Origin of the sequence: Lentibacillus daqui (assembly GCF_027186265.1) — a bacterium.
In the GTDB taxonomy this organism is placed as follows: domain Bacteria; phylum Bacillota; class Bacilli; order Bacillales; family Amphibacillaceae; genus Lentibacillus_C; species Lentibacillus_C daqui.
Window position 1 is genome coordinate 1269242 of the sequence record NZ_CP114176.1, and the last position, 14841, is coordinate 1284082.

The 14841-nt window shown below is 39.6% G+C and carries 17 protein-coding genes and 1 other RNA gene; all 18 read left to right on the forward strand.

Annotated elements, in window-relative coordinates:
- Window positions 1–49: 49 nt before the first annotated feature.
- The 18 genes from O2S85_RS06410 (at window position 50) to O2S85_RS06495 (ending at window position 14835) form a co-directional block, all read left to right on the forward strand.
- Window positions 50–796, forward strand: a complete 747-nt coding sequence (locus tag O2S85_RS06410) for an alpha/beta hydrolase (protein WP_269411856.1) — start codon at window positions 50–52, stop codon at window positions 794–796.
- A gap of 61 nt (window positions 797–857) precedes the next feature.
- Complete coding sequence (rnr, locus tag O2S85_RS06415; RefSeq protein WP_269411857.1) at window positions 858–3026, forward strand: ribonuclease R; 2169 nt, start codon at window positions 858–860, stop codon at window positions 3024–3026.
- A gap of 237 nt (window positions 3027–3263) precedes the next feature.
- A complete protein-coding gene (locus O2S85_RS06420) occupies window positions 3264–4007 on the forward strand; it encodes a metal ABC transporter ATP-binding protein (protein ID WP_269411858.1) in 744 nt (247 codons plus the stop codon).
- Entirely contained in the window at window positions 4007–4864 is an 858-nt protein-coding gene (locus O2S85_RS06425) for a metal ABC transporter permease (RefSeq protein WP_269411859.1), read from the forward strand. The genes O2S85_RS06420 and O2S85_RS06425 overlap by 1 nt, the downstream gene beginning before the upstream one ends.
- 36 nt (window positions 4865–4900) lie before the next feature.
- On the forward strand, window positions 4901–5836 hold the full coding sequence (locus O2S85_RS06430) for a metal ABC transporter solute-binding protein, Zn/Mn family (RefSeq protein WP_439649453.1): 936 nt from the start codon (window positions 4901–4903) through the stop codon (window positions 5834–5836).
- Window positions 5837–5955: 119 nt separating this feature from the next.
- Window positions 5956–6423, forward strand: coding sequence for an SsrA-binding protein SmpB (gene smpB, locus O2S85_RS06435; RefSeq protein ID WP_269411860.1), 468 nt, complete (start codon window positions 5956–5958; stop codon window positions 6421–6423).
- Window positions 6424–6553: 130 nt separating this feature from the next.
- Window positions 6554–6920: a transfer-messenger RNA gene (ssrA, locus tag O2S85_RS06440) on the forward strand.
- Between the two features lie 330 nt (window positions 6921–7250).
- Window positions 7251–7607: a carboxymuconolactone decarboxylase family protein gene (locus O2S85_RS06445; protein ID WP_269411861.1), complete on the forward strand. Its 357-nt coding sequence runs from the start codon at window positions 7251–7253 to the stop codon at window positions 7605–7607.
- The gene (locus O2S85_RS06450; protein WP_269411862.1) at window positions 7604–7906 is read left to right on the forward strand and encodes a carboxymuconolactone decarboxylase family protein; all 303 of its coding nucleotides are present in this window, start codon (window positions 7604–7606) and stop codon (window positions 7904–7906) included. Before O2S85_RS06445 ends, O2S85_RS06450 begins: the two co-directional genes overlap by 4 nt.
- A gap of 192 nt (window positions 7907–8098) precedes the next feature.
- Window positions 8099–8203, forward strand: a complete 105-nt coding sequence (locus tag O2S85_RS06455) for a TetR family transcriptional regulator (RefSeq protein WP_269412496.1) — start codon at window positions 8099–8101, stop codon at window positions 8201–8203.
- 92 nt (window positions 8204–8295) lie between these two features.
- On the forward strand, window positions 8296–8442 hold the full coding sequence (locus tag O2S85_RS06460; RefSeq protein WP_269411863.1) for an anti-repressor SinI family protein: 147 nt from the start codon (window positions 8296–8298) through the stop codon (window positions 8440–8442).
- Between the two features lie 104 nt (window positions 8443–8546).
- Window positions 8547–9602, forward strand: a complete 1056-nt coding sequence (locus tag O2S85_RS06465; RefSeq protein WP_269411864.1) for a M42 family metallopeptidase — start codon at window positions 8547–8549, stop codon at window positions 9600–9602.
- Between the two features lie 167 nt (window positions 9603–9769).
- Window positions 9770–10126, forward strand: coding sequence for a nucleotidyltransferase family protein (locus O2S85_RS18775; protein WP_367746709.1), 357 nt, complete (start codon window positions 9770–9772; stop codon window positions 10124–10126).
- Between the two features lie 51 nt (window positions 10127–10177).
- A complete protein-coding gene (locus tag O2S85_RS06470; RefSeq protein WP_269411865.1) occupies window positions 10178–10483 on the forward strand; it encodes a nucleotidyltransferase substrate binding protein in 306 nt (101 codons plus the stop codon).
- A 281-nt stretch (window positions 10484–10764) separates the two neighbouring features.
- Window positions 10765–11769, forward strand: a complete 1005-nt coding sequence (locus O2S85_RS06475; RefSeq protein WP_269411866.1) for an LLM class flavin-dependent oxidoreductase — start codon at window positions 10765–10767, stop codon at window positions 11767–11769.
- Between the two features lie 202 nt (window positions 11770–11971).
- Entirely contained in the window at window positions 11972–12169 is a 198-nt protein-coding gene (locus O2S85_RS06480) for a hypothetical protein (protein ID WP_269411867.1), read from the forward strand.
- 653 nt (window positions 12170–12822) lie between these two features.
- Entirely contained in the window at window positions 12823–14100 is a 1278-nt protein-coding gene (gene aceA, locus O2S85_RS06490; protein ID WP_269411868.1) for an isocitrate lyase, read from the forward strand.
- 150 nt (window positions 14101–14250) lie between these two features.
- On the forward strand, window positions 14251–14835 hold the full coding sequence (locus tag O2S85_RS06495; protein ID WP_269411869.1) for a nitroreductase family protein: 585 nt from the start codon (window positions 14251–14253) through the stop codon (window positions 14833–14835).
- Window positions 14836–14841 lie beyond the last annotated feature (6 nt).

The following is a 14841-nucleotide window of genomic DNA, read 5'->3' on the forward strand; positions in this document are numbered from 1 at the left end:
ATGTACAATAGAATAATATGGTAAGCATTTTAAAGGAGTTTGAACACGTATGAAAATAAAACAACCAGAACCGTTTACGTTTGAAGCTGGTCAACGTGCGGTATTATTATTACATGGGTTTACCGGTCATTCGGCAGATGTACGCATGTTGGGACGATTTTTAGAAGGAAAAGGCTATACCTCGCATGCGCCAATATACCGTGGTCATGGTCTCCCCCCCGAAGAAATAATAAAAGCAAATCCGGAGCAATGGTGGGAAGATGTCCAAAATGCACTTCAACATTTACGTGATCTTGGCTATGAGGAGATTGCTGTTGCCGGTCTATCACTTGGCGGGGGGTTGGGGTTGAAACTGGCCTATTCAGAAAATATAAAAGCCATCATTCCCATGTGCGCACCGATGTTTTTTGATAATACAACCCAGTTAACTCAAGGGTATAAAACATTTGCGAAAGAATATAAACAACTGGAAGGAAAAAGTGATGATATCATTAAGCAGGAAGTAAAAGAATTACTGGAAAATTCTACGGATCTGTTTGCACAGCTAGGATCGTTTATTACGGAAGTGAAACATAATGTCGATACGATATATACACCAACCTTTGTCGTTCAAGCGCGAAAGGATGAAATGATTAACACGGATAGTGCCCAATTCATTTATGACAATGTGGAAGCAGAAGATAAATATATAAAATGGTATGAGGAATCAGGTCATATTATTACGTTGGATAAGGAAAAGGATAAATTGCATCACGATATTTATCAATTCCTCGAGTCGCTCGATTGGCAGCGATGATCGTGTGTTTTTAAAAATAGGCAAACAGGTAAATAATAATGTAGGAAAGAAGGTGAAACGTATGGAAGAAATAAAGCAGCGTATCCTCGATTTTTTTCATGAAAATGGGACAAGACCATTATCTGTAGAAGAAATAGAACAATCATTAGAGCTTGAGTACTCCGAGGATTTTAAGGAACTAATTAAATCACTAAATGCGTTGGAAAATGAAGGTGAACTTGTCAGAACCAGAAAAAACCGTTTTGGCTTACCGGAAAAAATGAACTTGATCCGTGGCTGTATTCAAATGCATGCAAAGGGATTTGCTTTCTTAATCCCGGACGATGATAATCAGCGGGACATTTATATCCATTATTCTGATTTGGCATCAGCGATGAATGGTGATAAAGTTTTGGTTCGGTTGGAGAAGAAGAGTGAGGCTGGACATCGACCAGAGGGGAAAGTAATTCGTATCCTTGAGCGGGCCGTACATACGGTTGTAGGCACGTTTGAAAATAACCGGTCATTTGGCTTCGTTATAGCAGATGATAAGCGCATACCTAACGATATTTTCATTCCCAAGAACATGACACAGGGTGCAGTGACCGGTCATAAAGTGATTGTTTATATTACAAAATATCCGGAGGGCAGGAAAAGTGCGGAAGGGGAAGTTATCCAAATTCTTGGACATAAAAATGACCCCGGAATCGATATTCTTTCCATTATCTATAAACACGGCATTAAAATAGAGTTTCCGGAAGAAGTATTATCGCAAGCTGCAGAGGCACCGGAGAGTATCAGGGAGGATGAAAAAGCGTTACGTCGCGATTTGCGTGATGAAATGATTGTGACCATTGATGGTGCTGATGCCAAAGATCTTGATGACGCTGTTTCCGTTAAGCAATTAGACAATGGAAATTATCAACTCGGTGTCTATATTGCAGACGTCAGTTATTATGTTAAAGAAGGGACCCCTATGGATAAAGAGGCTTATGAACGGGGCAACAGTGTCTATTTGGTAGACCGGGTAATCCCGATGATTCCACACCGACTGTCCAATGGCATCTGTTCATTAAACCCAAAAGAGGACCGATTGACGTTGGGTTGTTCAATGGAAATTAATTCCAAAGGGGAAATTGTTAATCACGAAATTTTTCAAAGTGTCATTAATACAACGGAACGAATGATCTATCGCGATGTCAACAAGATTTTGGTCGAAAAAGATGAAACGGTACGCAACCAATATGAATCACTTGTACCAATGTTTGAAAAAATGGAAGAGCTGGCGGTCATCTTAAGGAAAAAGCGGATGAGCCGGGGAGCGATTGATTTTGATTTTAAAGAGGCCCAAGTACTTGTTGATGAAAACGGCAAGCCGGAAGATGTCGTATTACGCGAACGTTCGGTTGCTGAGCGATTAATTGAAGAATTTATGCTGGCGGCGAATGAAACCGTTGCGGAACATTTTCATTGGATGGACGTACCATTTATCCACCGTATCCATGAAAATCCAGATGAAGGAAAATTACAAACCTTTTTCGACTTTCTTGCGGGTCTTGGTTATTCTGTAAAAGGAACTGCCAATGACATTCATCCACGAAGTTTGCAACAAGTACTGGAGAAGGTGAAAGGCAAGCCGGAAGAGATGATTGTATCCAAGTTGATGCTGCGTTCCATGAAACAGGCGAAATATGATCCGCAGAGTATCGGTCATTTTGGTTTGGCAACAGAATTTTATACCCATTTCACCTCTCCAATTCGACGTTACCCGGATTTAATCGTACACCGGTTAATTCGCACGTACTTGTTGGAGAATCATTTGGATAAACCAACTCTGAAAAAATGGAAAGAACGCATGCCGGACATTGCCAAACATACATCGGCGACCGAGCGTGCTGCGGTTGATGCAGAACGTGACACAGATGATTTGAAAAAAGCAGAATATATGAATGATCGGATTGGTGAGGAATATACGGGTGTGATCAGCTCCGTAACCAATTTTGGCATGTTTGTCGAGCTGGAGAATACGGTCGAGGGACTTATTCATGTCAGTACCTTAACCGATGATTATTATCATTATGATGAACAAAATCAAGCTCTAATTGGTGAGCGAACGGCTAATATTTATCGGATTGGTGATGAAGCAGAGGTTCGAGTTACAAGTGTGAACCTTGATGAACATACGGTTGATTTTGAAATGATTCAACCCATCCGTAAACGGCGCAAGCAAAAAAAGCATAAAAATAAATAGGTTGTTAAAGAATTGTTCAAAAGGGTATCTAAAATAACGGATACCCTTTTTTGAACCGAAAACAGTAGAGATGCATATTTTAAAGTAAAGTTGCATGGGGGCAATTTAATTGTTGACAACTAATTAAATGTCATTTATACTACACAATATAACAAATTCAATTAAAATGCATGTACACAAAATGATGATAAAAATGAGAAAAAGACAGGAGAATAATAAAGAAAAGAAGGGACGAGAATGGAAAATTCAATTACGGTCAAGCAGTTGAATGTATCCTATAATGGTATACCGGCCATTACAAATATATCTTTTCATATGAGCGGAGGAAAGCTTGCAGGCATCATTGGACCCAATGGTGCAGGAAAGTCCACTTTGATGAAGGCAATCCTGGGCTTAATACCAAAAGATAAGGGTGAAGTATCGTTTGCCGGTAAATCGATTAAGGAAGTCCGGAAAAAGATTGCCTATGTTCCGCAGCGAAATGATATCGATTGGGATTTCCCGATTACAGTCCTTGATACGGTTGTACTTGGTACTTATCCCAAACTCGGTATATTTCATCGCCCAAAAAAGCAGGATAAAGAATGGGCTTACGAATGTTTACAACAAGTCGGCATGGAGGACTTTGCTAAAAAACAAATTGGTGAATTGTCGGGCGGTCAGCAGCAACGTATCTTTTTGGCAAGGGCGCTCGCGCAACAGGCATCCTACTTTTTCCTGGATGAACCATTTGTTGGTATCGATATTTCGAGTGAAAAAACAATTATTGCCATTTTAAAACGACTTCGTGATGAGGGGAAAACTGTATTTGTCGTTCACCATGATTTAACGAAGGTTGACGACTACTTTGATGATTTATTATTAATTAATCAGGAATTAGTTCAGTACGGATCGGTTCAGACGGTGACACAACCCGAGTTAATGTCCAAGGCATATCGAACCAACTTTTCAACGTTGAATAAGTTGGGGGTTGGTGTCTAATGGAATTTATCTCGGATATAATGAACTATGGTTTCCTGCAAAAAGCATTATTTACTTCGATCATGGTCGGCGTGATATGTGGCGTGATTGGCTGTTTTATCGTTTTGCGGGGCATGGCACTAATGGGTGACGCCATCTCCCATGCGGTTCTTCCAGGTGTAGCAATTTCTTATATGCTGGGGATTAATTATTTTTACGGCGCTGTTCTGTTTGGTATATTAACCGCACTTGGAATTGGTGTTGTCAGCCAAAATAGCCGAATCAAAAATGACTCATCGATCGGGATTGTATTTTCTGCATTTCTTGCGTTAGGGGTTATCTTGATTTCCAAAGCGCAAAGTGCCACTGATTTAACACAAATCCTGTTCGGGAACGTGTTATCGGTCAAATCATCTGATATGTGGATGACGCTTATTGTTGGCGGTATTGTATTACTTGTTGTCATCCTGTTTTATAAAGAACTTTTAATTAGCAGTTTTGATCCAACCATGTCGGCTGCCTATGGTTTACCAATTCGCGTTATTCATTATACGATCATGATTTTACTGACCATGGTCACGGTAGCCTCTCTACAAACGGTTGGGGTTATTTTGGTTGTTGCAATGCTGATCACACCTGCATCAACGGCTTATTTGTTAACAAACCGACTATCAACCATGATCGTTTTGTCATCACTATTTGGCGCTGTTTCTGCCATGGTTGGTCTGTACTTTAGTTTTGTTTATAACTTGAGCTCTGGAGCGGTAATCGTACTTGTCACGACATTGCTCTTTATCCTTGCCTTCATCTTTGCTCCTAAGCAAGGGATACTATGGCGATTTATTCGAACGCATAAAAATAGAACGGCAGCTGAATAGGTTTAATGCCGCTAAAGAGAGGTGAGAAAAGGCATGATGAAAAAATTGGGTAAAATGATAGTTGTTTTTCTCGGGACTATCTTCATATTAGCTGCATGTGGCACAAATTCCTCCGGGAAAGATAATTCGGACGGAAAAATCCAGGTCGTTACCACATTTACGATCTTGGAGGACATGGTCAATGAGATAGGCGGAGACCAGGTTGAAGTTTATAACCTTGTCCCGATTGGAACGGATCCACACGAGTATGAACCACTTCCGGAAGACATTAAAAAAGCATCCGATGCTGATGCCTTATTTTATAATGGGCTGAATTTGGAAGGCGGTAAACACGGGTGGTTCTTTAAATTAACCGACTCTGTTGAACAAGACGAGAACCGCATTTTTAAATTAACAGATGGTGTCGAACCAATGTATTTAACAGGTGAAAAGGGAAAAGAAGAGGAAATCAACCCTCACGCCTTTGCGAACCCGAACGTTGGCATTAAAATGACCGAAAATGCCCGTGACGCATTAATTAAGGTGGATCCCGAACATAAAGCGGAATACGAAAAAAATGCGGATGCTTATTTAGATAAGCTAAAAGAAATTGATCAGGAATACCAGGATAAAATTGCAGATATTCCTGAAGAAGATCGTGTGCTGGTAACCAGTGAACGTGCCTTTCAATATTTGGCCGATCAATATGGTCTGAAAGAAGGTTATATCTGGGCGATTGATACAGAAGAAAATGGTACACCAGAACAAATTAAATCGTTAATCCATTTTGTCAAGGAAAACGATGTACCCGGATTATTTGTTGAATCTAATGTGGACACCCGGCCGATGGAGACTGTTTCTAAAGAGACCGGGGTGGAGATTGCCGGAACACTTTATTCTGATGAAATAGGAAAACCGGGTGAAGAAGGAGATACGTATCTTTCTTACTTGGAATATAACATTAATGAAATACACGATGTATTAGCAAAGTAATGATTGTAAGGGGCATGGTTTTTCGCACATGAAGAGAAATCATGTCCATTTATTTTAGTTGGAATTATACTATTTTTTTGCTAAAATAAGGCACATGTAAATAGTAGGAGGATACCGGTATGCCAAAAGGAACTGGGAAAACACTCGCGCAAAATAAAAAAGCATCCCATGATTATTTTATTGAAGAAACTTATGAGGCGGGGATTGTGTTGCAAGGTACGGAAATTAAATCTGTCCGTGCAGGTCGTATTAATTTAAAGGATGCTCACGCACGAATTGACCGTGGGGAAGTCAAGCTTATTAATATGCATATCGCCACATACGAACAGGGAAACCGATTTAATCATGATCCAACCCGAACCCGAAAATTGTTGCTTCATCGCAAGGAAATTGATAAATTAACTGGATTAATTCAACAACAGGGTTATGCACTTGTACCGCTAAAAGTTTATATAAAAAATGGTGTTGCGAAAATCCTGCTTGGTCTTGGTCGTGGAAAGAAAAAATACGATAAACGGGAAGACCTGAAGCGGAAACAAATGAAATGTGATGCTGATCGTGCAATAAAAGAACATAACCAAACGTAAAGTTTTCCAGCACTTGATTTTATGATGATCTGTGATATAATTATATTTGTCGTTAGGGAGTTATTGACTTCATTTAATGACATGTTAACTTCATAACAGCTCAATACATCCTCGAGCGTTACTCTTTTATGGGGACGTTACGGATTCGACAGGGATAGATTGAGCTCAGGTTGCACGTCGAGGTTACGGCTCGTAAAACGTTATTCGCCTAAATATAACTGGCAAAACTAACAATCAACCAGCTTTAGCTGCTGCGTAAGTAGTACTAAAGCGATCCTTCCTGCCATCGCCCGTGTGGCAGATTGAAGGGTCTCAAATGAAGCGGGCTATACTGTCATTCGCCGTCTGAGGATGATAGTTGAAACCAATCAGACTAGCTACTTGAGAAGCCTGTTGGTAGGCTAACGATGTAGCGAATGATAATATACCAACTACGCGTGTAGAAGCCTGAGTGGCGATATCCCTGGACGTGGGTTCAACTCCCACCGTCTCCACCAATACATAAGTTGGTGGTTTTTTTGTGTTTTGATAAATCCGTTTCAAAATATTTATGATTTACAATGCTTAGTCATAGCACGAAGAACTTTGCTTCAAATAACCTCTTTTCATTTAATAATTCACTACTATATTTTCCATTCCTGGGAGTAACCAAGTTGTACTTGCTAAGGATCCATTCAGCGCGTTTCCTCTTTTGTTCTATTCTTAAAAAATATAAACACTCTCCAGTGTAAAAAATACATCTTCTTTCTTTTTTATGTACAGATTACTGAATGAAGTTTCACTTTAAACGGAAAGGGAAATGTAAATTGTAGAAAGGGTGTTGAAAAATGACTAATTTATATCAAAAAGAAAACATGAATCATTTAAGTCAGTTAAAGGATTTCGCTCCGGAACAAATGCATGCTTTCTCTGAGTATAATGAAGCCGTTTTTAAAGAGGGAGCATTAACGAAAAAAGAAAAAGAGATCATTGCCGTTGCTATTGCCCATGTGACTGAATGCCCGTACTGTATTGATAGTCATACGCGCAATGCCAAGGCAGCTGGAGCCTCGTTAAAAGAATTGGTTGAAGCTATATTTGTCGTTTCTGCAATAGAGGCAGGAGGTGCAGTGACACATAGTACCAATATGCATAATGCAAAGGACTCGGATTCCTCGGATACCCTTTATGCACGATCCATTTGAAAAAACTGAACCAATTAGGAAAAAGTGCTCCGGATGGCTTTAGGGGATATTCCAACTTCAGTGCAACAGCCATGAAGGAAGGAGAACTGGATGCTAAATTTAAGGAGATTCTCGCAGTAGCTGTTGGACATGCTACATTATGCCCGTATTGTATCGATGTGCACACGAAAAATGCAGATAAAGCCGGAGCTACCGATGAAGAACTATCGGAGGCTGTATTGGTAGCATCGGCATTGCTTGCTGGCGGTGCATATGCGCATATGGCGAATATGATACAAAGCTACAATGATGAGGTATAAAGTAAACTTCATGGTAAAATAAAGCTGTAACCTTGGAAGGACTTCCTTTTTTGGAGGTCTTTTTTGTATAGATAGATCATAACTACTTAAACTACTTAAGAGTAACAAAGAGTGTATTGAATTTAGGAAATATTCTTCATTTATATCTTGACGATAGTGAAAAAGTATTAGATAATACTTGTGAGTAATATAATGAATACGATTGTTAAACGGGCCGGGTTAACGCAACCGACTTTTTATCTATATTTTAAAGGTAAGAAGATAATTGCGGAACTGGTCCGTTTATTTTGTACGTAATTGTCGAAGCTGGTTACGAACATAATAAATAAAAATGGAAGAATTTGTAATTGAACGCTGCTTTTCATAAAATAAGGGGGTTGATTATTATCATGGAAGTGGTGGGGGGAAAGAAAGAAGGAAAAGTTAGGGAAGAATGGGTTTCATTGATCTTAATGGCAAAACAATTGGGAATCAAACCAGATGAGGTCAGAAATTTTATAAAGAAAAATTCGCGAGTTCATACGGATAAGAATTAGAATAAAATGGTGAACTTGGCCATTCGATGGCTGAAAATCCTTTTGTTTCATTGGCTTTAACGATAGAATATATGGTGAAAACTATTTTTTAAAGGAGTTATATCATGACTACATACCCAAACATAAATGAAACAAAAGAACGGATTAAGCAATTGGTATCGATTCCAAGCCCATCCGGTAACACGGGAAAAGTAATGCAGCATGTAGAAGATATGTTAAAGAATCTGCAAGTGGAAACAAAGCGTAATCATAAAGGTGGACTAATCGCAACATTGCCCGGGAAAAACGATCAAGAACACCGCATGTTAACTGCCCATGTTGACACGCTGGGCGCGATGGTCAAGGAAATAAAAGATAACGGACGGCTTCGTCTTGACCTTATTGGCGGGTTTAAATATAACGCCATCGAAGGGGAGTATTGTGAAATTGAGACAGCAAGCGGAAAAACTTTTACCGGGACCATACTGATGCACCAAACATCAGTCCATGTTTATAAAAATGCGGGAGAGGCGAAACGCAATCAGGAAAATATGGAAGTCCGGATCGATGCAAAAGTGGAAAATGCAGAAGATATTCGCAATCTGGGAATTGAAGTTGGTGATTTTGTTTCCTTTGATCCGCGTGTTCAACTAACCGGTAATGGGTTCATTAAATCACGCCATTTGGATGATAAAGCAAGTGTTGGTATTTTATTGCAATTGATCAAACGATTAAAAGAAGAACAAGCAACATTACCATATACAACCCATTTTTTGATTTCCAATAATGAAGAGATTGGTTATGGCGGTAATTCGAATATACCAGCAGAAACGGTAGAGTATTTGGCGGTGGATATGGGCGCTATGGGTGATGGACAATCAACGGATGAATATACAGTTTCTATTTGTGTAAAAGATGCCAGCGGACCCTATCATTATGGGCTGCGTAAACACCTGGTGGATTTGGCCAAAACACATAACATCGGATATAAATTGGATATTTATCCGTATTATGGATCAGATGCTTCAGCAGCAATCAAGGCAGGAAATGATATTGTCCATGGGTTGATTGGGCCTGGTATTGATTCTTCGCATGCGTATGAAAGAACGCATGAGAGCTCTTTGGATTGTACAGAGCAATTGTTGTATCATTATGTGCTTTCCGAAATGGTCATTCACTAAACTATTATAATAAATGAAGCGAACTTACCTTTGCTTGTTAAGGATTTCCTTTCTCACTTTTTTTCATACGCCTTATCCAATTGGCAAAAACTATTGTATTTTGGAGGTGAGAACGCAAGGTGAGTCAGGCGAATATGTTATCATGAAGGGATTCAAAAATATAGTGGATGGTGATCTTTGTGTCCAAAAACAGGCAAAACAGAGACCAAATATTGAAGCATTTAAAAAGTATTATTATCTCTACATTAAATGATACCCCCACAAATGTATATCTATTTGGTTCATGGGCTCGAATGGAGGAAAAAAGAACCTCGGATATTGATATTGCACTACTGTCACCGGAGGGAATTCCAGACTATAAATGGGCGGAACTTCGTGAACGTATTGAGGAGTCAACATTGCCATATCATGTTGACTTAGTTGATTTATCAAAAGCGGATCATGAATTTGTAATCAAGGTTGAAAAGGAGGGAATAAAATGGAAAGATTATTCGAACGTATTCAGGTCGCAAATCGGGCGTTGAATACACTTGTAGAACTGATTCATATAAAAGATATGACAGATATTGAACGTGATGCAGCAATTCAACGTTGAGTATAGTTTTGAGGCATGCTGGAAGGCGGGTAAACAATATTTGTACGATGTGGAAGGTCTTGATATTGGTTCACCTAAGGGGGTGATCCGCTCGTTTCGGGAAGTCGGCGTCTTTACGGAGGAAGAAACCGTTTTGGGCCTGAAAATGGTGGATCATCGTAACATGACAGTACATACATATAACGAATCGATATCCATTGAAATAGCCAGTATGCTTCCACAATATTGTCAATTCTTGCAACATTGGATCGAACGGATCAAAAACCGGTGCGATGAAGAAAAATAGGAGGAGGATTAGAATATTTTTCTTTGATTTAATTGCTATCATACTGGTTTTAATCGGCATTGTACATTTGTACCAATCCATCAAATATTGCTTTTTGGGCGTATTTTACCCTGGGGAAACGGAACATGCCTTTTTGGCTTTGTAAATGGTATTGGGAATTTACGTTTTAGTCACGAATGTGTGAAATGACTTAATCGACTGTGATTAGGTCATTTTACTTATGCCAGGTAAAAGACATATACTTAAGTTATATCAATTTTGAAAGGAAGCAGGGATATATCGTGAAACTAAGTATTCTCGATCAAGCACCAATTTCAGCCGGAAAGACAGCACAGGAAACGTTACAGGATTCGATAAAACTTGCCCAAACGGGAGATCAGCTTGGCTATACGCGCTATTGGATTGCTGAACATCACGATCTGACCGGTCTCGCCTGTCCAGCTCCAGAAGTGATGATCGGTATCATTGCGGCACAAACGAAAAACATCCGGATTGGCGCCGGTGCCGTATTATTGCCGCACTATAAACCATTTCGGGTGGCAGAAAACTACAATTTGTTAGCAACCTTATATCCGGATCGTATCGATTTAGGCATTGGCCGGGCACCAGGCGGATCTGCGGAAGTAACGATGGCATTGTCTGATAATTTTCTGGAACAGGTACGAAAAGTTCCAGAAAAACTGGATGACCTATTACGATTTTTACATCTGGATTTTCCCAAAGATCATATGTATGCCAAGATAAAACCGACGCCAGTTCCGGAGATTTCACCGGAGCCATGGATGCTCGGGACAAGTGGAAAAAGTGCTGTATTAGCCGCTGAGAAAGGGATGGCCTATACATTTGGCCATTTTATGAGTGATGCAGATGGTCCGGAAGTTGTCAAGAACTATCGACAATTGATGACGGAAAAATATCCAGATCAGGTCGCAAAAGTAATTGTGACCATTACAGCTGTTTGTGCAGAAACTACGGAAAAAGCAGAAGAACTTGCGATGAGCAACTTGTTATGGAATGTACTACAGGCAAAAGGGGAAGGTGAAGAAGGGGTACCTACAGTAGACGAAGCGTTATCCTATCCATTTTCAGCGGAGGAACAGGAAATGGTGGACAAAGCTAAAGAAAAAATGGTGATCGGAAATCCCCAGGAAGTAAAGCAACAACTTGAACATTTGCAGCAGGCTTATCAGGCAGATGAATGGATGATTGTCACGATAACACATGACCATGAGGCGAGAATAAAATCGTATGAATTAATTGCGAATGAAATTTTTCATCAATCCTGATTATTGAGCTAACTAAAGAAAAAGATTATTGGTTCCATGGTCGCATATCAAATGTAGGAAATTTAAATAGACAAAGGAGAGAGGGCAGATAAACAGCTTCTCTCCTTATTTTTGTGTTAAGGTATGCAGCATCCCAAATCCAGGATGAACGGACTGAGGTTAAACAGATCTTTCCGATGCAGAGGCGAAAATTGCCGACGTATTGCTTGATCTGAAGGATTTGAATAAAGAGATTGCCAGAGTAGATAATGCATTGGCGAACAACAAAAAGCAAATGAAAAACACAGAGGGCAACATTACAGATCAAAAGAAACAAGTTGATAAACTCGAGATTGTCCGCTTTTGGTTTAAAAAAAGCGGAGGCGTGATCAAATACTTATCACTTCCAATTAAAAGATGATACATTGATCCGCCCCTGTAGTTAATTTATTAAAGGCGCTGTATGATGCAAATCCCCAGCCAATGTTGTTAACTTTAGTACTGCTGCCAAATCATTTCGGTGGTTTTCCTCGAAAATCTACATGAATAATTGTTTATCACGCATTAACTGTCAGTAATACCCCACTGATTGAAGTTTTACTTTATTACATAGCATGTCCCGCTCTGTTTCTATTACTATTTTCCTATTTTAAAAATTATTAAATGTTTTTTGAAAAATGGGTTGTAATTTTAACGAGGAGTCTATATACTGTATTATAACAGAAATACAAAATTAAATCTGTTATATAAAAAGGAGAGATGTTGTATGAAAAAGACTACACATGTTCACTGTCAACAATGCGGAAAGCCGATGAATGCGAAAGGTTATTTGCTTGAGTGTGATTATTGCTTGTCAAAAAAGAACGAGGACTAATTTTTTGCCCAAATTGTTATATAACAATATAATAATTTATTTGTTGTATTATAACAAAGGGAAGCCAGATAGACAGGATGCTGTTAAAGTGGTTGGTCAGGCATCAAAAACATTATTTGGCAAACTGAAGTAGCAAGCTGATTTTGTGAGTTTCTTAACATACCTGTATACAACTATTTATTTGAAAGGGGAAATAACAAATGAGACAAAAGCGAATCGAAAATTTAAAAAAAGAGTGGGAAACAGATTTACGCTGGGTCGGAGTGGAACGGCCATATTCAGCTGAAGATGTGATCCGGCTACGAGGGTCAATCGATGTAGAACATACTTTGGCGACAGTAGGAGCAAAGAAACTGTGGAAACAAATTCATGAAGAAGATTATATCCACGCCCTTGGAGCATTGACAGGAAATCAAGCGGTACAACAGGTGAAGGCAGGTTTAAAAGCCATTTATTTAAGTGGCTGGCAGGTTGCAGCAGACGCGAACTTGTCGGGGCATATGTACCCGGATCAAAGTTTGTATCCGGCAAACAGTGTACCGAATGTTGTGAAGCGAATTAATCAGGCGTTACAACGCGCCGATCAGATTCACTATTCGGAAGGTGTCGAGGAGATTGACTGGTTTGCGCCGATTGTGGCTGATGCCGAGGCCGGATTTGGTGGACAGTTGAATGTTTTTGAACTCATGAAGGCAATGATTGAAGCAGGAGCATCTGGGGTTCATTTCGAGGATCAATTATCTTCGGAGAAAAAATGTGGACATTTAGGTGGGAAAGTGTTATTACCAACACAAACAGCCGTCAAACATTTGATTGCTGCCCGATTTGCCGCCGATGTGATGGGGACACCAACCATCATTATTGCCCGAACCGATGCCAATGCAGCAAACCTGATTACCAGTGATATCGATGACTATGATGCACCATTTATGACCGGGGAACGCACGCCAGAAGGATTTTATAAAACGAAAGCAGGGATAGATCAGGCAATCAATCGAGGCATCGCTTATGCCCCATATGCTGATTTGATTTGGTGTGAAACCTCTGAACCAAACATTGAAGAAGCGCAGCAATTTGCCGATGCCATTCATGCCAAATATCCAAATAAGCTGCTGGCGTATAATTGTTCACCATCGTTTAACTGGAAACGGAAATTGTCTAATGATGAGATTGCCAGTTTCCAACAACAAATTGCTAAAATGGGATATAAGTTTCAATTTGTAACCTTAGCTGGATTCCATGCGTTAAATCATAGCATGTTTAACCTGGCCAAGAACTATAAAGAACGGGGAATGGCTGCTTACTCTGAACTGCAGCAAGCGGAATTTTCCAGTGAACCGGATGGATATACTGCAACCCGACATCAGCGTGAGGTTGGTACCGGTTATTTTGATGAAGTAGCACAGGTGATATCAGGTGGAACCTCCTCAACTGCAGCATTAAAAGGGTCAACCGAAGAGGAACAGTTCACCGAGTAATCCAATTTCAATTGTAAAAAACTAACCAGTCATGTTGGCTGGTTAGTTTTTTTGCAAAGGACTGCTTATAAAAAGTAAAATGGTTTTAAAAAGTAAGTGATTCATGTATAATGATATGTAATCTTAATCTTTTAGGAGGAAAATCTTTAAATGTTGGAAGTAGAAGAATTTCGTAAGGCGTCATATGATATTGATCCGATTTATGTGAATCGCTGGTCACCAAGATCCTTTATGGATAAGGATGTACCAGATGACACTCTTTATAGCGTTTTTGAAGCTGCGCGTTGGGCTCCATCTGCGGCAAATAAACAACCATGGCGATTTGTCATTGCTCGTAATCAGTCGGATCGGGAAAAATTTTTGACGTTCATTAATGAGAGTAATGTTGTGTGGTGTAAGAAAGCTCCTGTGCTTGTTGCATTACTATCGAAAACAGATAATGAAGATGGAGGAAAAAATCCAACACACGCATTTGATGCCGGAACTGCCTGGGGATTTTTAGCATTGGAAGCATTCCGCAAAGGGTTGATTACACATGCAATGGGTGGTTTTAATCGGGAAAAGGCAAAAGAAGTACTATCCATTCCGGAAAACTATGATGTCCATGCGATCGTTGCTTTAGGATATAAAGGTGAAAAAGATTTATTAACTGATGCTTATCGCGATCGGGAAAAACCTTCGATGCGAAAAGATTTGTCAGAATTGATGTTTGAAGGAACATTTGTAAAGGAATAGTTTTAG

Bases quoted from the DNA above. Each gene is read 5' to 3' on its own strand.
- O2S85_RS06460 (WP_269411863.1), top strand. From the start codon at position 8,296: ATGGAAGTGGTGGGGGGAAAGAAAGAAGGAAAAGTTAGGGAAGAATGG.
- O2S85_RS06465 (WP_269411864.1), top strand. From the start codon at position 8,547: ATGACTACATACCCAAACATAAATGAAACAAAAGAACGGATTAAGCAA.
- O2S85_RS06420 (WP_269411858.1), top strand. From the start codon at position 3,264: ATGGAAAATTCAATTACGGTCAAGCAGTTGAATGTATCCTATAATGGT.
- aceA (WP_269411868.1), top strand. From the start codon at position 12,823: ATGAGACAAAAGCGAATCGAAAATTTAAAAAAAGAGTGGGAAACAGAT.
- rnr (WP_269411857.1), top strand. From the start codon at position 858: ATGGAAGAAATAAAGCAGCGTATCCTCGATTTTTTTCATGAAAATGGG.
- O2S85_RS06430 (WP_439649453.1), top strand. From the start codon at position 4,901: ATGAAAAAATTGGGTAAAATGATAGTTGTTTTTCTCGGGACTATCTTC.
- O2S85_RS06425 (WP_269411859.1), top strand. From the start codon at position 4,007: ATGGAATTTATCTCGGATATAATGAACTATGGTTTCCTGCAAAAAGCA.
- smpB (WP_269411860.1), top strand. From the start codon at position 5,956: ATGCCAAAAGGAACTGGGAAAACACTCGCGCAAAATAAAAAAGCATCC.
- O2S85_RS06495 (WP_269411869.1), top strand. From the start codon at position 14,251: ATGTTGGAAGTAGAAGAATTTCGTAAGGCGTCATATGATATTGATCCG.
- O2S85_RS06410 (WP_269411856.1), top strand. From the start codon at position 50: ATGAAAATAAAACAACCAGAACCGTTTACGTTTGAAGCTGGTCAACGT.
- O2S85_RS18775 (WP_367746709.1), top strand. From the start codon at position 9,770: ATGGTGATCTTTGTGTCCAAAAACAGGCAAAACAGAGACCAAATATTG.
- O2S85_RS06445 (WP_269411861.1), top strand. From the start codon at position 7,251: ATGACTAATTTATATCAAAAAGAAAACATGAATCATTTAAGTCAGTTA.
- O2S85_RS06470 (WP_269411865.1), top strand. From the start codon at position 10,178: ATGCAGCAATTCAACGTTGAGTATAGTTTTGAGGCATGCTGGAAGGCG.
- O2S85_RS06455 (WP_269412496.1), top strand. From the start codon at position 8,099: ATGAATACGATTGTTAAACGGGCCGGGTTAACGCAACCGACTTTTTAT.